This is a genomic window from Streptomyces sp. NPDC046876, from assembly GCF_040645035.1.
Classification (GTDB): Bacteria; Actinomycetota; Actinomycetes; order Streptomycetales; family Streptomycetaceae; genus Streptomyces.
In genome coordinates, this window is the sequence record NZ_JBEYXK010000124.1 from 1 (window position 1) to 18,336 (window position 18,336).

The following is an 18,336-nucleotide window of genomic DNA, read 5'->3' on the forward strand; positions in this document are numbered from 1 at the left end:
CAGGGGTTACTGGGGCTCCGCCCCAGACCCCGCGCCTCAAACGCCGGCGAGGCTGGATTTTGCCGACCCCCGCGCGACAGCGAGGGCAGTGGCTGGCCGGTAGCACCGACCGGGCAGGGAGGGTCGGCGCGCGGCCCCCGCCGCGGAGGCCCACGTACGGCCGGACCGAGCCGGGACACCAAGGCAAGCCGGGCCAAGCGGCGGCCGGGCCGGCCGGGGCCCAGCCGGGACACCAAGGCGAGCCGGGCCAACTGGAGGCCGGCCGACCGGGGCCGAGCCGACCGGGCGGGACTGGGCCGGGCCGACCGGGCAGGGCCGGCCGACCGGGGGCCGAGCCGAGCAGGGCAAGGCCGGGCCGGGCCGGGCCGACCGGCGCAGGGTCGACCGGGGCCGGGCAGGGCCGGGCCCACCGCGGACGGGCGGGGCAGGGCAGGGCCGGGCCCACCGGGGCCGGGCGGGGCAGGGCCCACCGGGGCCGGGCCGGGCCGACCGGGGACGGGCCGGGCCGACCGGGGACGGGCAGGGCCGGGTCAGGGTGGGGTGGGGCGGGTTGATGTGAGGGTGAGCATGGCGCCCTCCGGGTCTCGGACCGTCACCCACCGTTCCGTCGTGCTCGAGACGATCGTGGACAGGGTCGTGCCGCCCGCCGCCGTCACCGCGTCGATCGCCTCGTCCAGATCCGGCACGCGGAAGTAGACGTGCCACCGTGGCCGGGATTCCGGGACGTGCGACGCCGCGTCGGCGACACCCCCGTTCAGCCGGGCCACCGGCTCGCCCGCCTGCCGCAGCACGACCTGGTCGTCCTCGTAGCCGACCTCGCAGCACCCGGGCCGCCCGGTGGCCCACTCCAGCACCTCGCCGTAGAAGATGGCGGCCTCGAAGGCGTCCCGCGTGCGCAGCTCCAGCCAGGCGGGCGACGGGCCCCGCCCGACGCGCCAGTCGGCGGAGACCCCGCCCTCCCAGATCCCGAAGACCGCGCCGTCCCGGTCGGCGGCGACCGCGCCCCGGCCGCCGGAGGCGAAGGAGACCGGTCCGACCGCGATGGTTCCGCTGCGCTCGCGGATGCGGTCGGCCGTCACGTCCGCGTCGTCGACGGCGAAGTACGGCGTCCAGGTCACGGCGACGGCGAGGTCGCCGGCCAGCGCCCCGATCCCGGCGACCGGGACCCCTTCCAGCTCGGCGACGGTGAACGCGTCGCCGAGGCGCGCGGGCCGGAACTTCCAGCCCAGCACCGCGCCGTAGAACTCCTGAATCAGCTGGAGGTCGCGGGCCATGAGGCTGACCCAGCACGGGGCGCCGAAGACCTCCCTCGTAGAAATCTCCACGGTGCACGCTCCGTCCTTCGTCCCGCCCATCGTCGCGTCGGCAGAGCTGCCTCGCACGTCGGGCGGCACTCGGTCACCACCATCATGCGCCCCGTACCGTCGTGTCACGGTTGATCCCGGAATATGGCGTTCTGTAGCGTTGTCGATACTGTGGGCCATGTGCCCGGCCCTCCGGGAGGTGTGCGCGGTGGCGGCGTCGACACGGACCATGGGGCCTGGGCCGGCCGGGCCGCCAGGGCCGAGACGGACGCCGCCGCGGCGCGCGGGGTGGCGGGCGGCGGAGCGGCTGGACGAGCGGCTCCCGCTGGCCGAGCTCACCCGGTCGGTGCTGCGCAAGGTCTTTCCCGACCACTGGTCCTTCCTCCTCGGCGAGCTGGCCCTGTACAGCTTCGTGGTGCTGCTGCTGACCGGGGTGTACCTGACCTTCTTCTTCGACCCGTCCATGGCGGAGGCGGTGTACCGGGGCTCGTACGCGCCGCTGCGCGGTACGCGCATGTCGCTGGCCTACGAGTCCACCCTGCGGATCAGCTTCGACGTGCGCGGCGGGCTGCTGGTCCGGCAGATCCACCACTGGGCGGCCATTGTGTTCGTCGCCGCGATCGGCGCGCACCTGCTGCGCGTCTTCCTCACCGGCGCCTTCCGGCGGCCGCGCGAGCTGAACTGGACCATCGGGGTCACCCTGTTCATGCTGGCCCTGCTGGAGGGTTTCGCCGGCTACTCGCTCCCCGACGACCTGCTGTCGGGCACCGGACTGCGCATCGCCCAGGGGATCATGCTGTCCATCCCGGTGGTCGGCACGTACGTGAGCATGTTCGCCTTCGGCGGTGAGTTCCCCGGCCAGGACATCGTGTCGCGCCTGTACCCCTTGCACATCCTGCTCGTACCGGGCCTGCTGCTGGCCCTGATCACGGTGCACGTGCTGCTGGTGTTCGTGCTGAAGCACACCCAGTGGCCCGGCCGCGGCAGGACCGGCCGCAATGCGGTCGGCCTGCCGATGTTCCCGCAGTACGTGGCCAAGTCCGGGGGGCTGTTCTTCTGCGTCTTCGGGGTACTGGCCGCGCTGGGGGCGCTGGCGCAGGTCAATCCGATCTGGGTGTACGGACCCTACCGGCCGGACCTGGTCTCCACGGGGTCCCAGCCGGACTGGTACATCGGGTTCCTGGAGGGCGCACTGCGGCTGATGCCGGGGGTGGAGACCCGCTTCCTCGGCCATACGCAGAGCTGGAACCCGCTGGTGACGGGGGTGCTGCTGCCCGGGCTGCTGTTCACCGTCCTGTACGCCTACCCGTTCTTCGAGCGGTGGATCACCCGTGGGACGGGCGAGCGGCACCTGTGCGACCGGCCCCGCGACCGCCCGGTGCGCACCGGGCTGGGGCTGGGGGCCCTGTCCTGCTACGCCGTGCTGCTGGTCGCGGGCGGCCAGGACATCGTGGCGTTCGTCTTCGACGTGCCGGTGGCGGCGGTGACCTGGGCGCTGCGGGTGGCGTTCTTCGTGCTGCCCGTGGTGGTGTTCTGGACCGTGCGCCGGCTGTGCCTGGGGCTGCAGGCGCAGGAGGCGGGGCGGCTGGCCGAGGGCGAGGAGTCCGGGCTGGTCCGCCAGGGCGACGACGGCGGCTTCCATCCGGAGCACCGGCCGCTGACCGCCGAGGACACCTACGCCCTGCTCGTACGGGAGCGGCCGCACCCTCTCGACCGCCCCGACCGCCCGGAGCGGTCGGCCGCGGGCGGGCGGGTGCGGTACCTGGTGCAGCGGGTACGGGCCGGGCTCAGCGCCTGGTACTACGCCGACCGGGTCCGGTATCCCGAGACGGCGGGCCAGCGCCGCAAGGCGAGGGCGATCCTGGCGGGGCCGGACCGGCCGCTGTCCGGCGCCGGCGACGAGGAGGGGGAGGAAGACCGGGGGGCGCCTGCTCCCTGATCCGCGGGCGCCCGCCTCCTGAGGGGCGGGCTCGGCCTCCCGGTCCGCCGCGGCGGTGGACCGGGCCCGCTACTGCGGATGGTCCAGTGTGCGGAAGGCGAAGCCGAGCACGCCGGGCAGCAGCACGCCGAATCCGATGAGGCACAGCCACAGGCCCTGGACCACGCCGAGACCGATCAGTGCGCTGCCCGCGGCCGCCGTGACGGGGACGTAGGTGCCGGCGGGGAAGAACTCGCGCCGCCCGCCCGCGTCCCGTACCTCGCCCGACTTGCGGTCCTCCGGGCGCCCGCCGCCGCGCCGGTGCTGGCGCCACAGGAACGCCGCGATCAGGGAGGTCATCAGGAAGGACACCGCCAGGGCGGCGGTGCCGGCCGGCTCCGGGGAGAAGGCGGCGTAGACGGCCGTGGTGACGGCGAAGAACAGGGCCGTCCCGGTGAACAGCCAGGCCTCAACTTTCACGGGCCACCTCCGGGTGGTGCAGGTCGAAGGCCGGGGACTCGGAGCGGATCGGGGGCAGGGAGTGGAAGTTGTGCCGGGGCGGCGGGCAGCTGGTGGCCCATTCGAGCGAACGCCCCCAGCCCCAGGGGTCGTCCACGGTCACGCGCACCCCGTGCCGCCGGGTCTTCCAGAGGTTGTAGAGGAAGGGCAGGGTGGACAGGCCCAGCAGGAAGGCCCCGATGCTGGAGATGCTGTTGAGGACGGTGAAGCCGTCGGCGGCCAGGTAGTCCGCGTACCGGCGGGGCATGCCCGCCTCGCCCAGCCAGTGCTGGACCAGGAAGGTGGTCTGGAAGCCGATGAACAGCGTCCAGAAGTGGATTTTGCCGAGCCGTTCGTCCAGCATCCGGCCGGTGAGCTTGGGCCACCAGAAGTAGAAGCCGGCGAAGGTGGCGAAGACGATGGTGCCGAACAGGACGTAGTGCAGGTGGGCGACGACGAAGTAGCTGTCCGTCAGGTGGAAGTCCATCGGCGGCGAGGCCACCACGACGCCCGTCAGACCGCCGAGGAGGAAGGTGACGAGGAATCCCACCGACCACAGCATCGGGGTCTCGAAGGAGAGCGAGCCGCTCCGCATCGTGCCGATCCAGTTGAAGAACTTCACTCCCGTCGGCACGGCGATGAGGAACGACAGCAGGGAGAAGAACGGGAGCAGCACGGCGCCCGTGGCGAACATGTGGTGCGCCCACACCGTCGCGGACAGCCCGGTGATGGCGATGGTGGCGCCGATCAGGGAGACGTAGCCGAACATGGGCTTGCGGCTGAAGACGGGCACGATCTCGCTCACCACCCCGAAGAAGGGCAGGGCCACGATGTAGACCTCGGGGTGGCCGAAGAACCAGAAGAGGTGCTGCCACAGCAGCGCGCCCCCGTTGGCCGCGTCGAAGACGTGGGCGCCGAACTTCCGGTCCGCCTCCAGCGCCAGCAGTGCGGCCGTCAGGACGGGGAACGCCAGGAGCGCGAGGATCGAGGTGAACAGCACGTTCCAGGTGAAGATCGGCATCCGGAACAGGGTCATGCCGGGCGCGCGCAGGCAGACGATGGTGGTGATGAAGTTGACCGAGCCGAGGATGGTGCTCAGGCCGGCCACCGCCAGCCCCATGACCCACAGGTCGCCGCCGATTCCCGGCGTGTACGCGGCCCCGTTGAGCGGGGCGTAGGCGAACCAGCCGAACGGGGCGGCGCCGTCCGGGGTGAGGAAGCCCGACACCACGATCAGCCCGCCGAAGAGGTACACCCAGTAGGTGAAGGCGTTCATCCGGGGGAAGGCCACGTCGGGCGCGCCGATCTGCAGCGGCATGACCGCGTTGGCGAAGCCCGTGAAGGTGGGGGTGGCGAACAGCAGCATCATCACCGTGCCGTGGACGGTGAAGAGCTCGTTGTACTGCTGGTTCGACAGGATCTGCGTGCCGGGGCGGGCGAGTTCGGCCCGCATGAGCATGGCCAGGACTCCGGCGAAGAGGAAGAAGGCGAAGGCCGTCACCAGGTAGAGGTTGCCGATCACCTTGTGGTCGGTGGTCGACAGCCAGCGCAGTACCGTCGAGCCCTGGCCGATGCGCCGGGCGGTGCGCTGCTCCACCCGGCGGGCCCGGGCCGCCCGTTCGGGAAGGGGCTCCTCGGGTGCTTCGGGCGCCCCGTGGGGCGAGCGGTCCACTGACGCCATCCGTCCTCCCGAGCCGAGCACTGCCCCTGTGCCCTGCCTACAGGCTGCGCGCCCGCCGCGCCGTGCGGCGCGCCGCAGGGCGGCCCGGCCGGGACCCGGTCAGCCCGCCGGACCCGGTCGGCCGGCCGAACGGTCAGCCCGCGGACCCGGTCGGCCCGGCGCTGCACGGCTCATGCGGTGATGAACTCGGTGAGGGCCGCCATGCCGCCCTCGGCCAGGGCCCGGCGCTGGCGGTCGGCGGGGGTGCCCTGCTGGAGCAGCCGGTGCAGCAGGGCGCTGACCTCGCGCAGGTCCCCGGAGTCCTCCAGGACGGGCGTGATGTGCTGGACCAGCATGTACAGCACGTCCCCGGCGCTGCGCCGGTGTCCCTGCGGGTCCATCAGGGTGCCGCCGAGGCCGTGGCGCGCCGCGTACCAGACGGCGGCCTGGAGGAGCTCGGGCGCGCAGTCCACCGGTGGGGCCCCGGCCTCCTCCTCCGCGATGGCGGTGCTGACCAAGGCGCGGACGATGGCGGCGAGGAGGACCGCGTCATCGGCCTCCAGCTGGACGTCGAGGCAGCGCACTTCCAGGGTGGGGTAGCGGTCGGAGAGCCGGGCCTGCCAGTACAACTGCCCCCGGTCGGCGATCAGGCCCGCCTCCAGCAGCATCTCGATGCGCTTCTCGTAGTCGGCGAGCCCGCGGAAGAACGGCGGCGGTCCGCTGACCGGCCAGCGGCCGAAGACGATGGTGCGCCAGCTCCCGAAGCCGGTGTCGCGCCCGTCCCACATCGGGGAGTTGGTCGACATCGCCAGCAGGGTCGGCAGCCAGATCCGCAGCCGGTTCATCACGGCCACGGCCGTCTCCCGGTCGGGCACCCCGACGTGCACGTGCATACCGCAGATGAGCTGCTCGTCGACCAGCCGGCCGGCCTCCTCCCGCATCTTCAGGTAGCGGGCGTTCTGCGTGATCGGGACCGGCGTGCCGGCCCGGAGCGGGGCGGTGGCGGTCTTGGCGACGCGGCAGCCGTTCTCCTCGGCCGCGGTGCCCACCGCATGGCGCAGCCGCAGGAGGTGGCCGCCGACCTCCTCCAGGTCGGTGCACACGGGGGTGGCCACTTCCACCTGGGCCTGGAGCAGTTCGTGCTGCACCTCGCCCTCGTCCACGCACGTCGCAAGGCCCGCCTTGGCCCGCACCTCCTCCGCGAGGGCCACGGGAAGATGGGTGTGGGGATCCAGCAGGACGTATTCTTCCTCGACCCCGACCGTGGTCATCTCGTGCCGAACTCCTTCGTGAGCGCCGTGCAGAAGGCGTCCAGGTCGGCCGGCCTGCGGCTGGTGATCAGGGTCGCGGGCGCGGCCCGGCAGACGTGGACCTCCTCGTCGACCCAGGTGCCGCCGGCGTTGCGGACGTCGGTGGCCACGCTGGGGTAGGAGGTGAGGGTGCGGCCCCGTACGACGTCGGCCTCGACCAGCGTCCAGGGTGCGTGGCAGATGGCCGCGACGGGTTTGCCGGTGTCGAAGAAGCTCCGGACGAAGGCGACGGCGGTCCGGTCCGTCCGCAGGGCGTCCGGGTTGGCGAGGCCGCCGGGCAGGACCAGCGCGTCGAAGGCGTCCGCCGTGTCGCCGGCGAGGACGTGGTCGACGGTGTGGCGGCCGGCCTTGTCCAGGTGGCGGTACGCCTGGACCTGTCCGGGCCGGGTGGAGACCAGGACCGGGTTCCACCCGGCGGCGAGGACGGCCTTCCAGGGCTCGGTGAGTTCGACCTCCTCGACGCCCTCGGGCGCCGTCAGAAACGCGATGCGCACCTGGGTCACTTCCTTCGGTCCGGGGCCGGTACGGGCCGGCGCCTCCTGTTGGGTTCCTGCGCCTGCCCTCCCCGCTCCACCTCAAGCATGGCAGGAATGCCGCCAAGCGGAACCTGGGCAGGCGGACCCTGGGCATCCGCCGCTTCGTTCGGGGGAATCTGCCGGGCGGCGGGTGCGCGGCCCGCTCCCGTGTGGCACCTCGTAGGCGACAGACCCACCCATCCGTAGGCGACAGACCCACCCATCGGGCCATCGGGCCATCGGCAGAGGGGGTACATGAGCAGGCGATCCGCGGCGCGGCCGGCGCGCCGCCCGCCCGGCCCGCGCGCGGCGGACCCCGCCCGGACCCGGATCCGGGCGGCCGCCCGTCGGGCCCGCGCGTACGGGCGCCGGCCGGGCGGCGGCGGGCCGCCGGCGCGCCCGTACGCGGCATCGGTGTCGCCGCTGCTGCGCACGGCCTCGGAGTACGCCTGGCGGCTGCTGGTGATCGGCGCGGTCGTGTACACGGTGTTCATGGTGCTGGGCCGGTTCCACGAGGTCGGCGTGGCCGTCTTCGTCGGGCTGGTGGTGTCGGCCCTGCTGCGGCCGGTGGCCGATCTGCTGGACCGGTGGCTGCCGCGGCCGCTCGCGGTGGCCGCGGCGCTGATCGGCTCGATCGTGCTGCTGCTGGGCGCGCTGGCCTTCGTCGGCGAGACGGTGGCCGCGGAGTGGGACTCCCTGGTGGCGGAGTTCCGGCAGGGGCTGGACCGGCTCCAGCCGCTGGTGGAGCGGGCGCCGCTGCTGGATCCGCATGCGCTGACCGGGTTGCGCGACCGCGTCGGCGCGTACCTGTCGTCCCACCGCGCGGACCTGGTCAACACCGCGGTGACCGGTGCAGGGCAGGTGGTGCGGGCGCTGACGGTGCTGGCGCTGGCGCTGTTCTGCTCGGTCTTCTTCATCGCCTCGGGCGATCGGCAGTGGACGTGGGTGTGTGCGCAGTTCCCGCGGAGCGTGCAGCCGCGGCTGGCGGTCGCGGGCCGGGCCGCGTGGCGGACGTTCACCGGCTACACCCGCGGCATCGTGCTGGTGGCCGCGACGAACGCCCTGCTCGTGGGCATCGCGCTGTACGCGCTGGGTGTGCCGCTGGCGGTGCCGCTGGCGCTGCTGGAGTTCTTCGCCGCCTTCATCCCGCTCATCGGGTCGCCGGTGGCGCTGGCCGTGGCGGTGATCGTCGCGCTGGCGGCCAAGGGGCCGCTGGTCGCGGGGCTGGTGATCGTGCTGATCGTCGTCATCGGGCAGATCGAGGGGCATGTGCTGCACCCGCTGCTGATGAGCTGGGCGGTGCAGCTGCACCCGGTGGTGGTGGCGCTGTCCGTGGTCGCGGGGGCCATCGCGGCGGGGGTGCTGGGCGCGGTGGTGGCCGTACCGCTGGTGTCCGTGGTGTGGTCGGTGCGGCAGTCCCTGCGGCGCACGGCTCCCGGGCCCTGACCGGGCCGCACGCGCGGCGCGCCGTGGCCGGGGTTCGCTTCGTGCGCCGGAGGTTCGCTTCGTGTGCCGTCTGTCCGGGTATATCACTGAAAAGCTCACGAGACGGCCGCGCCGCACGCCCGTGTGGCGCGACCATCCGTCGGAGGAGCCGACATGAGGCACACCGAGGTCACCGAGGGAATCCCGCAGGACACGCTGAGTGTGAGCACCGGCGAGGCCCGCGCTCTGTCGGAGACCCTTTTCCGCAGGCTGCGCGAGCTGGACGAGGGCGGCGCCGCGTACTCGTACGTGCGCAACACCCTCGTCGAGCTGAACCTCAGCCTGGTGAAGTACGCAGCCCGGCGCTTCCGCGGCCGCAGCGAGCCGATGGAGGACATCGTCCAGGTCGGGACGATCGGCCTGATCAAGGCCATCAACCGGTTCGACCCCGACCGGGGAGTGGAATTCACGACCTTCGCACTGCCGACGATCGTCGGTGAGATCAAACGGTTCTTCCGTGACACCAGCTGGGCCGTCCGGGTGCCCCGGCGGCTGCAGGAGCTGCGGATCGACGCCGCGAAGGCGCACGACGCCCTGGAGCAGGGTCTCGGCCGCGAGCCGACGGACACCGAGCTGGCCGACCACCTGCACCTCACGGCAGAGGAGCTCGCCGAAGGGCAGAAGGCGGCGCACGCGTACTCCGCGCGCTCGCTGGACGCGCCGGCGCGCGAGGACGGCGACCGGCACGCGTACGCCGAGCGGCCCTCGCTCGGCGAGGACGAGGCGGCCTACGACCGCATCGAGTGCCTGGAGGCCCTCAAGCCGGCGCTGGCGGCACTGCCCCCGCGCGAGCGGACCCTGCTGTCGCTGCGCTTCGGGGGCGAGCTGACCCAGTCGGAGATCGGCGACCGGCTCGGGCTGTCCCAGATGCACGTGTCGCGGCTGCTCAGCCGGACCCTGGCCACGCTGCGGGCGAGCCTGTTGGAGGATCCTCCTACGGAGAACGGGCAGCAGGAGCCGCACGCCTCTCGGGAATGAGAGCCCGGCTTCAGGGGCCTGAGGGCTCCTGGGGCCGTTCGGCTCAACGGGGGCTTTTCGGCCGGGCGAGTGGTGAGGGGACCTCCGCCCACACCTTCTTGCCGGTCCGCCCGTCGGCGTAGGGCTCCCAGCCCCAGCTGCGGGCGAGCCGCTCCAGGACCAGCAGGCCGTGTCCGCCCGGGAGGGCGGGATCGGCGGCCGTTCGGCGACGGGGGGGCTCGGGGCTCCCGTCGCCGACCTCCATGCGCAGCCCGCCGGGGGCGAGGCGCAGGACGAATTCACGGGGGCCGCCCGCGTGCAGGCAGGCGTTGCTGACCATTTCGGAGACCATCAGCAGGACGTCCTCGGCGGCCTCCGGGCAGTCGGGGCAGTCCGGCACGGGCACGTGCGGGACGCCGGAGTGGGGGGCGCCGTCGAGGTCCGCGATCCAGTGCCAGTCGGCGAGCGCACGGCGTGTGAAGTCGCGGCAGCGCGTGACGACTCCGGCGGTCTCGCCGTCGAGGGCCAGCCTGCGGATCTGCTCGGTCACGGCTTCTCCCCCGCGCCGCCGGTGGGCCCGGCCTCCGTCGCGGTCGCCCGGAACGAGAACCGCCGCACCATGGTGCCTCGTCTCCTGCTCTGCGTCTTGTCCGTTCCCCGCCCGCCTACCCGGCACGGGCGAGAAAATTCACCGGCTTGACGGCACCCGGACGGGCCGGCCCCGCCCTCAGCTGCCGATGGCCTGTCCGAAGGTGAAGAAGCCGTCCGGGTCGACCCTTTTCTTGATCTCCACCAGGCGCGGGTAGTTCGCACCGTAGTACGCGGTGCGCCAGTCCGACAGGTCCGGGTCGATGAAGTTCTGGTACGCCGCCCCGGTCAGGTGGGGTGCGAGCTCCTCCCGCAGCTCGGCCAGCCAGCGCAGGTTCGCCTCCACGGTCCGCGGGCTGTCGTGCTCGCCCCAGGAGGTGTCCATGCTGACCAGGCCGAAGGCGTCGCGGTGGACGAACGCGGTGGCCGCGGGGTCCACCCGGCCGATCGCCCCGCCCCAGGTGTACAGGGCGAGACCGCTGCCGTCGGGGTTGTCGCCGCCGGGCCGGCGGGCGAGCCTGGCGAGGACGGCGGTCAGGGCCTCGGGGGGCAGCGGCTGCGCGGCGAAGCCGGTGCGTACGGCGAACGCGCCGGCGGACGTCTCGTGCAGCAGGTAGTCCTTGGCCTCCCAGAAGGTGCGGTCGGCGATGTCCGTGCGGACGGGGCGGGTCGCGGCGAGGGCCGGGGCGAGGAGTTCGCGCAGTTCGCTCGCGGGGCCGAGGTGCAGGCCGACGGCCGAGACCACCGGGTCCGAGCCGTCGGCGGCGCTGATGCCGAGCCGCAGCGCCAGGGCGTCGGGGGCCCGCAGGGCGAGGTCCTGCAGGGCGGCGAACACCTCGGGCGCCTTTGCTGCTTCCCACAGCAGCAGGCAGGTGGAGACGTCCGCGACGGCGGTGGCGCGGAAGGTGAAGGACAGGTTGATGCCGAAGTTGCCGCCCCCGCCGCCGCGGCAGGCCCAGAACAGGTCCGGATGGTGGTCGGCGTCGCAGGTCAGCACCTCGCCGTCGGCGGTCATCAGGGTGGTGCTGACGAGGGCGTCCGCGGTGAGTCCGAGGGTGCGGGAGGTGGAGGAGGTGCCGCCGCCGAGGGTGAGGCCGGCGATGCCGACCGAGGCGCCGTTGCCGAGGGCGAACGCCATCTCGTGGGGCCGGATCGCGGCGTACACATCGGCCATGCGCGCGCCGCCGGCCGCGGTGACGAGCCCGGTGGAGCCGTCGGCGGTCACCCGGTCGAGCGCCCCGAGGTCGACGACGAGGCCGGTCCCCGCGGAGTATCCGGCGTAGCTGTGGCCGCCGCTTCGGGCGACGAGGGCGGTGCCGGTGTCGCGGGCCCAGGCCAGGGCGGTCCGGATGTCGTCGGCGTCGGCCGCGCGGAGGACCCCGCCGGGCGTGGTGGAGCTGTACCGCTTGTTGAACGCGGCGCTGGACGCGTGGAATCCGGCTGCGCCGGGCCGCAGGACCCGGCCCCGGGCGAGCTCTTCCAGTCGCTGCCAGTCCGCCTCGGATGCGCCGTTCACCGAACCTCTTCTATGTAGGAAATCCCGGTCGCGGCGTGCGGGCCGTAGCGCTCCCAGACCTCGCGGAGCCGCAGGCGGCCGTCTTCGGCGACCTCTGGCGTGTTGACTGTGCGTCCGCAGACCACCTCGCCCGTCGCGAACACGAGCGTGTAGCCCATGGAGAGCGTTCCGTCCGGTCCGCAGGTGCCTGCGGTCCAGCCGCGCCGCACCGCGCCCCCGGCGACCTCGCCCCAGACCAGGTCGCCCTGCTGGTGGTAGACGGCGACGGTACGGGCGTCGCCGTGGGGTTTGCGGAACCTCCGGCCGTCGTAGTCGATCACGATGCCGGCTCCGGTTCGGCCGTCCCGGCGGTCTCAGCCGTCTCGGCGGTCTCGGCCGTCCCGGCGGTCTCGGCCGTCTCGGCGGTCTGGGCGAGGAATTCGGCGGACATGTCGCGGCCCCACCAGATCGCGTAGTAGGAGAAGTCCTCGTCGTGTTCGTTGACGATGTGGTGCTCGATGCCGCCGCGCATGACGGCGAGGTCGCCGGCCTGGAGTGCGTGGCGGCGGCCGTTGCAGACCATGTCGGCGCGGCCGGCCATGACGATGAACAGCTCGCGTTCGCGGTGGGCGTGCGTCTCCGTCACGTCGCCCGGGCGCAGGACGCACCAGGCGCCGCGGAACGGGGCGTTCAGTCCGGGCCACGGCATCAGCATCCCGAGGTCCAGTCCGTGGTCGCGGACGAGTCGGTCGGGCTCGCCCCTGCGGACGGTGACGTCGGCATCGGCGTCCTTTTCGGGTCCGGTTTTCGCGCCGGTTCTCCGGATGTATGGTGGTGCGTTCTCTCCGGTCTTCTTCCGGGTGTTCTTTCGGGTGTTTTCCCTGTCGGTCAACGTTCCGCTCCGATCGGTTTCGTTTCCTTGCGGCGGCGGTGACGTCGATCAGGTTAGGAGCGGGAGTTTCCCTTTCGACAGGGGAAGCGTTCCCCTGTCGAAAGGGAAGGGGGCGCGCCCGGCGGCGCGGGCAGGGAATTGCGGTTCAGCCTTGGCCGAGGCCCGCGTCACGGGCGAGGACGATGGCCTGTGAGCGGTCGGCCACGCCGAGTTTGGCGAATATCACGGAGACCCGGTTGCTGACGGTCTTCGAGGCCAGGACGAGTTCGCGGGCGATGGCCGCATTCGACTTCCCCGCCGCGATGCGTTCCAAGACGTCGCGTTCGCGGTTGGTGAGCTGGGGAAAGGGGTAGTAGTACTGGCCGGTCGCCGGGCAGATCAGCGTGCCGAGCCGATTGGCGATCGACTTGTCGACGATGGCCTCGCCGGCCGCCACGGCCTGGATGCCACGGACGATCCGGTCGGCGTCCGCCCGCTTGAAGAGATAGCCTCGGGCCCCCGCCTGCAGGGCAGAGGTGATCACCTTGTCATCGTCGACGGAGCTGAACACGAGTACGCCCGTTTCCGGCCGCAGACGCAATACCTGGGTTATCACCCGCATTCCGACGGACTCGTCCATGCCCGGGTCGACGACCAGGACATGGGGCCTGCAGCGGGACGTTTCCGCGATCACCTCGTCCGTCGTGGCGGCTTCGCCGACGACGGAGATCCCCCCGGACCGCTCCAGGACGGAGCGGACGCCGTGGCGAATCGCAGGCTGCGAGTCGGCCAGCACGACGGTGACGGCGGCGGTGGTGGCGGTCGCCGTGGCGGCGGGCCTGCCGACGAGTACCCCGCCCCCTTCGGGGCGTCGGCCGGCCAGAGCTCTATACGGCTCTCCGTGTGACGAGAGCGGCCAGCGTAACCCCTTGATGTTCGCTGTCTGATTCATTGATTCCTACCCCCCGGACGGTTTCCCCAGCGGCGGCCCATGCCGGCCGGCCGGTACCAGAATGGTGCAGAGCCCAGGCACACCGCAATGGTCAGGGGGGATACCGAAGTGGCGCGATAGGTATGTCCGCGGCGGCATCGCCATTCGAGCTTTCGCGGCCCACTTCATACGTTTCAAACATTTTGATTCGTGGCACATCAGGGGTCGGCCGGGTCCAGCACTCCGGTGTCGCGAGCCTGGCGCAAAATCGCCTCTCGATCGCGCCAATGCGACCAGAATGCTCCGGTGTAGCCGAGTCCGCTCAGACTGCTCAGGAAAGGGTTGTCGGCATAGTTGTTGTCGTGCTCGCTGGACCCCGACAGCGTGGGCAGCATCACCCGGTGGTGGTCGGAAGGGTCGACGAGCTCCCAGAGCAGCTCCACGGACCGGCTCCACCGCCCCGAAGGGTCGGCGAGCGTCTCCGCGTCCTCCGGCAGGTCCGGCGAGAAGTAGCAGACCAGGCGGAAGTTGCCCGCCTCGTCGAACATGAACTGGCGTTCGTACTCCACGGGCCCGGAGCACTGGGCCAGCGGTTTGAGGACGATGGGTTCGGTGGCCGTGTTCGACTGCAGTCCGGGCACGGTCCGCACCCCGTCGCACTGCTCGGCCAGGGCGATGCCCATCGGCGTGTACGGGAACAGCCGCAGCCCGAGCGAGAACCCGGTGACGGTGGCGTCCAGCGCCATGAAGGCCTCGACGCACTCGCGGATGGTCTGCGCCGTCTCGCCGGGCATGCCGAACAGTGCCTCGACCATGGTCAGCATGCCGTGGGCGTGGCACAGCCGGACCAGTTTCTCCGTGTCGGCGAAGGTGTAGTAGGTGGTGCCCTTCCCCGTCACCTTCCACCCGTGCAGCATGTCCTCGCGTATGTGGTCGGAGCCCACGTTCACGCCCTTGCAGCCCGCGGCGGCGAGGAGCTCGGCGAACTCCTCGTCGAACGGGGAGGGCTGGCAGTACACCCACAGCCGCAGCCCGTTCAGCGGGTTGCCCGCATCGGCGTGCTTGCGCCGGACGATCTCGCGCAGCACGTTCTTCGCGTGGGAGATCGAGAGGTTGAACTCGCTGTCGGTGGTGTGCTGGTCGAGGATCCCCTGCGCGGCGAGGGACTCCATCTCGTCGACGACGGCGGCGACGTCGCGCCGGCCGAAGCTCGTGCCCTTGGCGTCCGGCTCGACGCAGTGCGAGCAGCGGTAGGTGCAGCCGTTCTTGGTGAGGATCCCGGCGAGCCCGCCGCGCCGGTAGTACAGCAGGTTGTCGACCTTGTGCGGCGCCCCGGAGCGGCGGACGTACGTCCCGGTCCGCTCCACCTGCCAGACCCGGTCCTCGAACTGGCCGCCGGGCAGCAGGGGTGCCGGCCGCCGCGGCGCCGGCAGGAGGACCGGCGGCGGGACCCGGGTCACGCCCTGCGGGGTGTTGCGGATGAGGCCCGGCACCGTGCCGGGGTCGCGTCCGGTGACCAGGGCGTCGGCGAGGTCGCAGATGATCTGCTCGCCGGGGCCCTTGACCCCGAAGTCGATGCCGAAGTAGTCGACCAGGGCGAACGGCATGGAGGAGAATCCGATGCCTCCGCCGACGATCGGCGCCTCGGTCAGCCGCCTGATCTCGGTGATGATCTCCTTGTGCTCGCCGACGAACGGGCGCTGCTCGAAGGCGTACACGGTGTCCGTGTTGCGGATCGTGACCCCGACGAGCAGGGGGCCGCGCTGTGCGAAGTACTCGGTGAGGCAGGTCTTCCAGTCCTCCCGGTGGAAGGTGAGGTCGAGCACCTCCACCTCGAAGTCGGCGGCTTCCAGCGCGGTGGTGAGCACGTCGAGTGCGTACGGTGCGATCGGCGGGTGCACCTTGTTGGGATTGACCAGTAGTACGAGACCTCGGCCCATCGGATCTCCTCCCCCGTGGTGGGCGTGTGAACGGCCTGGCGGGCGGGTCGCGCCCCTACTTGACCAGGCCGAGGCTCATGCGGAACTTGGGCGGGCGGCCCAGCAGGTAGGCGCCGCCCGATTCCAGGAGCAGGTCGGAGGCGGCGACGTGCTGGCGCATGGTCGCGGTGTCGCGCATCCAGCGGTCCATCGGCGACGTCCGGTTGATCGACCAGGTCTGCAGCAGGTCGTAGAGCCGGTTGACGATCGAGCGCGAGGTGCGGAAGGCGTGCACCCAGGCCAGCGAGTACGAGGCACGCTCGTCCGGGGTGAGGTCGTCCGGGGTGCCGCCGCCGGCCAGGGCCTCCCACTGGCGCTGCGCGCTCGCGTACACGCCGCTGCGGGTGGCGTGGAAGTCCGCCTCGCACTCGGCGATCGTCACCTGGACCCGGAAGATGTCCGACCAGGGCGTGTTCGTCATGCGGTCGACGCGCTTCTGGACCGTCTCCCTGGTGTGGTCCAGGGCGGCGCGGGCCACTCCGAGCGGTACTCCGCAGAGGTTGCGCATGAAGGAGTCCGGCTGGGCGAGCGGGCCCGGCCGGCCCTTCACGTTGAAGAAGGTGTAGGTGTGCTCCTCCGGGACGAACACGTCGGTGATCGTGTAGTCGCAGCTGCCGCTGCCCCGCAGGCCCGTGGTGTCCCAGTTGTCGATCAGCTCCACCCGGTCGCGGGGGACCAGGAACTGGCGTGAGGCGTGGGAGTTGCTGCCGTCCGGGCTCGCCCAGGGCTTGCCGTCCTGGTAGATGAAGGCCCCGGAGGTCACCCAGCCGCTGTGGTGGATCCCGCTGCCGAAGGACCAGCGGCCGGTGAGCCGGAATCCGCCGGGGACCCGCTCGGCGTGGCCGGTGGGGAAGATGAGGCCGGCGGTGATCGTGTCGAGGTCCGTGAAGACCTCCTTGGCGGTCGCCGGCTCCAGGAAGTTGCTGATCGCCCCGCTCATGGAGCCGATCGCCGCGCACCAGCCGGCGGAGGCGTCCCCGTAGGCCAGTGCCTCGACGACCTCCGTCTGCTGCATCGAGGTCAGCTCGGGGCCGCCGAAGTCGCGGCCGAAGCTCATCCGGAAGACGCCGGTGTCGCGCAGCATGTCCACGACGTCCGCGGGCAGGTGGCCCGTCTGCTCGATCTCCGGTGCGCGCTCCCGCAGCTGCGGGGCCAGCGCCTTGGCGCGGGCCAGGATCTCTTCGGCGGTCTCGGGCGCCGGGGCGCTCGGAGTCCAGGTGGTCATGTGTTCCCCCTCGTGGTGGTGGCTGGTGCCGGTCATTCGTCCACGTCGAGCAGGCCGGCCGGCATGGCGAACGGAGCGTCCGCCCGCGGCGGGCCGATCGGCTCCGCTTCGAGTTCGACCAGGGCCGCCGCGGCATCGAGGCGGTCCGAGCAGGTGCGGGTGTCGACGGCCTCGCACACCACGAAGGAGTGGCGTGCCAGGTATCCGCCGGGCGGCAGCCTCAGCACGGTGCCGGGTTCCGCCATGGGGGCCGCGGCTACCAGGCCCGGCGCCTCGGCCGGCACGGTCACCTTCTTCAGCAGGCAGTCGCGCTCCGGGTAGCCGAAGCGGATGCCGGCGACGGCCCGCCGGGTGGGGCGGGTGTCGGGGCGCTGCCCGGTGGCGACGTCGAAGAGCACCTCGCCGGGTTCGATGCCGGTCGCGGTCCTGCCGAGGAAGGGGATCAGGTCGCCGCCCAGCCGGCCGTTGATCTCGATGACCAGCGGCCCGCGGTCGGTGAGCCGGATCTCGCTGTGGGTGATGCCGTCCTCGATGCCGAGGGCGCGGTGGGCCCGGGCCAGGGTGTCCATCAGCTCGCGGTCCTGCATCAGCGGGTCGGCCGCGTCGACCAGGTGCCCGACCTCCTCGAAGTACGGCTCGTCGCTGCTGTGCTTGCGGGCCACGAACATCGGGAGGTACTCGCCCTTGTGGACGGCGCCGTCGACGCTGATCTCCGGACCGGGCGCGTATCCCTCGACGATGGCGCTCGCCCGGTAGGGGCCGGGGTCGACCTCGCTCGCGGACAGGGCGATGCGGAACGCCGTCTCCAGCTCGGCCTCGTCGGCGGCGAAGACGACGCCGATGCTGGCGCCCATGGCCCGGGGCTTGAGGACCACGGGGTATCCGATGCGGGCGGCGGCGGCCTTGGCCTGGGCCACGGTCGTGGTCAGGGCGAAGCCGGGCTGGTGCAGGCCCGCGGCGGTGAGCTCTGCGCGGGTGCGCTGCTTGTCGCGGCAGCCGCGAACGCCGGGCACGGACAGCCCCGGCACACCGAACTCGGCGGCGAGCAGGCCGGCGTCGAGGACGAGGGGCTCGTCCCAGCACATGAGGCCGACGATGCGGCGGCGGGCGGCCACCTCGCGGGCGGCCGCGTTCAGCGCCTCGGTGTCGAAGACGTTGGCGACGGCGATCTCGTCGAAGTACTCGCGCTGCCAGGTGGGCTTGAGGTTGTTGACCAGCACCATCTCCAGTCCGGCGGCGAGGGCGCGCCGGCGGATGGGTGCGACGAGGTACTCGCGGTACACCTTCAGTCCGCTGCCGATGACGAGCAGCGTGCCCGGGCGGGATTCCTCGGTCATCGGGCGCTCCGGGTTTCGGTGGTGGCGCGGCGGGCGAGGAGGTCGTCGAGGATGTCCTGCGAACGGTTCGCCAGCACGCTGATCAGCGAATCCGCGATCCCGTGGGTCTCCTCGTTCACGCCCTGCAGATAGACCGCACCCCAGGCCGACTCCCCCAGGTCCACCCGGTAGTTCCGGCCGACCTGCACCTCCTCGTCCAGACCCAGCCGGGCCGCCAGATCACGGACCAGCTCCGGCTTGCGCGGATCGAAACCCGTACCCAG

16 protein-coding genes and 1 pseudogene are annotated in these 18,336 nt (G+C 72.2%); 3 read left to right on the top strand and 14 right to left on the bottom strand.

What is annotated here, in order from left to right; all coding sequences use genetic code 11:
* Positions 1–530: 530 nt before the first annotated feature.
* Positions 531–1,274 (bottom strand): VOC family protein, encoded by a 744-nt coding sequence (locus tag ABZ924_RS34500; protein WP_361918999.1) that lies wholly within the window; start codon positions 1,272–1,274, stop codon positions 531–533.
* 259 nt (positions 1,275–1,533) lie between these two features.
* Here ABZ924_RS34500 and ABZ924_RS34505 point away from each other — a divergent pair, with 259 nt between their 5' ends.
* Positions 1,534–3,243 carry a ubiquinol-cytochrome c reductase cytochrome b subunit gene (locus tag ABZ924_RS34505; protein ID WP_361919001.1) on the top strand — a complete coding sequence of 570 codons (1,710 nt, stop codon included), beginning with the start codon at positions 1,534–1,536 and terminating at the stop codon, positions 3,241–3,243.
* A 69-nt stretch (positions 3,244–3,312) separates the two neighbouring features.
* Here the strand turns inward: ABZ924_RS34505 and ABZ924_RS34510 are convergent, their stop codons facing one another.
* The 4 genes from ABZ924_RS34510 to ABZ924_RS34525 all read right to left on the bottom strand — a co-directional run bounded on the left by ABZ924_RS34510 (position 3,313) and on the right by ABZ924_RS34525 (position 7,184).
* Positions 3,313–3,702 (bottom strand): cytochrome c oxidase subunit 4, encoded by a 390-nt coding sequence (locus tag ABZ924_RS34510; RefSeq protein WP_361918975.1) that lies wholly within the window; start codon positions 3,700–3,702, stop codon positions 3,313–3,315.
* Positions 3,692–5,401, bottom strand: coding sequence for a cytochrome c oxidase subunit I (ctaD, locus tag ABZ924_RS34515; RefSeq protein WP_361918977.1), 1,710 nt, complete (start codon positions 5,399–5,401; stop codon positions 3,692–3,694). The genes ABZ924_RS34510 and ctaD overlap by 11 nt, the downstream gene beginning before the upstream one ends.
* 170 nt (positions 5,402–5,571) lie before the next feature.
* Positions 5,572–6,651 (bottom strand): glutamate--cysteine ligase, encoded by a 1,080-nt coding sequence (locus ABZ924_RS34520; protein WP_361918979.1) that lies wholly within the window; start codon positions 6,649–6,651, stop codon positions 5,572–5,574.
* Complete coding sequence (locus ABZ924_RS34525; protein WP_361918980.1) at positions 6,648–7,184, bottom strand: type 1 glutamine amidotransferase domain-containing protein; 537 nt, start codon at positions 7,182–7,184, stop codon at positions 6,648–6,650. Before ABZ924_RS34525 ends, ABZ924_RS34520 begins: the two co-directional genes overlap by 4 nt.
* A 276-nt stretch (positions 7,185–7,460) precedes the next feature.
* Here ABZ924_RS34525 and ABZ924_RS34530 point away from each other — a divergent pair, with 276 nt between their 5' ends.
* Entirely contained in the window at positions 7,461–8,651 is a 1,191-nt protein-coding gene (locus tag ABZ924_RS34530; protein WP_361918982.1) for an AI-2E family transporter, read from the top strand.
* A 153-nt stretch (positions 8,652–8,804) separates the two neighbouring features.
* A complete protein-coding gene (locus ABZ924_RS34535) occupies positions 8,805–9,668 on the top strand; it encodes a SigB/SigF/SigG family RNA polymerase sigma factor (RefSeq protein ID WP_361918984.1) in 864 nt (287 codons plus the stop codon).
* 43 nt (positions 9,669–9,711) lie between these two features.
* Here the strand turns inward: ABZ924_RS34535 and ABZ924_RS34540 are convergent, their stop codons facing one another.
* The 9 genes and pseudogenes from ABZ924_RS34540 to ABZ924_RS34580 all read right to left on the bottom strand — a co-directional run.
* Entirely contained in the window at positions 9,712–10,197 is a 486-nt protein-coding gene (locus ABZ924_RS34540) for an ATP-binding protein (RefSeq protein WP_361918986.1), read from the bottom strand.
* A 177-nt stretch (positions 10,198–10,374) separates the two neighbouring features.
* Entirely contained in the window at positions 10,375–11,751 is a 1,377-nt protein-coding gene (locus ABZ924_RS34545) for an FAD-binding oxidoreductase (protein ID WP_361918988.1), read from the bottom strand.
* Positions 11,748–12,074 (bottom strand): hypothetical protein, encoded by a 327-nt coding sequence (locus tag ABZ924_RS34550; protein WP_361919003.1) that lies wholly within the window; start codon positions 12,072–12,074, stop codon positions 11,748–11,750. Before ABZ924_RS34550 ends, ABZ924_RS34545 begins: the two co-directional genes overlap by 4 nt.
* A complete protein-coding gene (locus ABZ924_RS34555) occupies positions 12,068–12,622 on the bottom strand; it encodes a cupin domain-containing protein (RefSeq protein ID WP_361918989.1) in 555 nt (184 codons plus the stop codon). The genes ABZ924_RS34550 and ABZ924_RS34555 overlap by 7 nt, the downstream gene beginning before the upstream one ends.
* Positions 12,623–12,767: 145 nt before the next feature.
* Positions 12,768–13,397 (bottom strand): response regulator transcription factor, encoded by a 630-nt coding sequence (locus tag ABZ924_RS34560; protein WP_361918991.1) that lies wholly within the window; start codon positions 13,395–13,397, stop codon positions 12,768–12,770.
* Between the two features lie 353 nt (positions 13,398–13,750).
* The gene (gene tsrT, locus ABZ924_RS34565) at positions 13,751–15,472 is read right to left on the bottom strand and encodes a tryptophan 2-C-methyltransferase (protein ID WP_361918993.1); all 1,722 of its coding nucleotides are present in this window, start codon (positions 15,470–15,472) and stop codon (positions 13,751–13,753) included.
* Positions 15,473–15,527: 55 nt separating this feature from the next.
* The gene (locus ABZ924_RS34570) at positions 15,528–16,736 is read right to left on the bottom strand and encodes an acyl-CoA dehydrogenase family protein (protein ID WP_361918995.1); all 1,209 of its coding nucleotides are present in this window, start codon (positions 16,734–16,736) and stop codon (positions 15,528–15,530) included.
* A 32-nt stretch (positions 16,737–16,768) separates the two neighbouring features.
* Entirely contained in the window at positions 16,769–18,073 is a 1,305-nt protein-coding gene (locus tag ABZ924_RS34575) for an ATP-grasp domain-containing protein (protein WP_361918997.1), read from the bottom strand.
* Positions 18,070–18,336, bottom strand: a pseudogene (locus ABZ924_RS34580) (L-lysine 6-monooxygenase); the annotation flags it as partial. The gene ABZ924_RS34575 and the pseudogene ABZ924_RS34580, both read right to left, overlap by 4 nt.

Coding starts and splice junctions, on each gene's coding strand:
- ABZ924_RS34500 (WP_361918999.1), bottom strand. CDS start 1,274: ATGGCCCGCGACCTCCAGCTGATTCAGGAGTTCTACGGCGCGGTGCTG.
- ABZ924_RS34505 (WP_361919001.1), top strand. CDS start 1,534: ATGGGGCCTGGGCCGGCCGGGCCGCCAGGGCCGAGACGGACGCCGCCG.
- ctaD (WP_361918977.1), bottom strand. CDS start 5,401: ATGGCGTCAGTGGACCGCTCGCCCCACGGGGCGCCCGAAGCACCCGAG.
- ABZ924_RS34520 (WP_361918979.1), bottom strand. CDS start 6,651: ATGACCACGGTCGGGGTCGAGGAAGAATACGTCCTGCTGGATCCCCAC.
- ABZ924_RS34530 (WP_361918982.1), top strand. CDS start 7,461: ATGAGCAGGCGATCCGCGGCGCGGCCGGCGCGCCGCCCGCCCGGCCCG.
- ABZ924_RS34535 (WP_361918984.1), top strand. CDS start 8,805: ATGAGGCACACCGAGGTCACCGAGGGAATCCCGCAGGACACGCTGAGT.
- tsrT (WP_361918993.1), bottom strand. CDS start 15,472: ATGGGCCGAGGTCTCGTACTACTGGTCAATCCCAACAAGGTGCACCCG.
- ABZ924_RS34570 (WP_361918995.1), bottom strand. CDS start 16,736: ATGACCACCTGGACTCCGAGCGCCCCGGCGCCCGAGACCGCCGAAGAG.
- ABZ924_RS34575 (WP_361918997.1), bottom strand. CDS start 18,073: ATGACCGAGGAATCCCGCCCGGGCACGCTGCTCGTCATCGGCAGCGGA.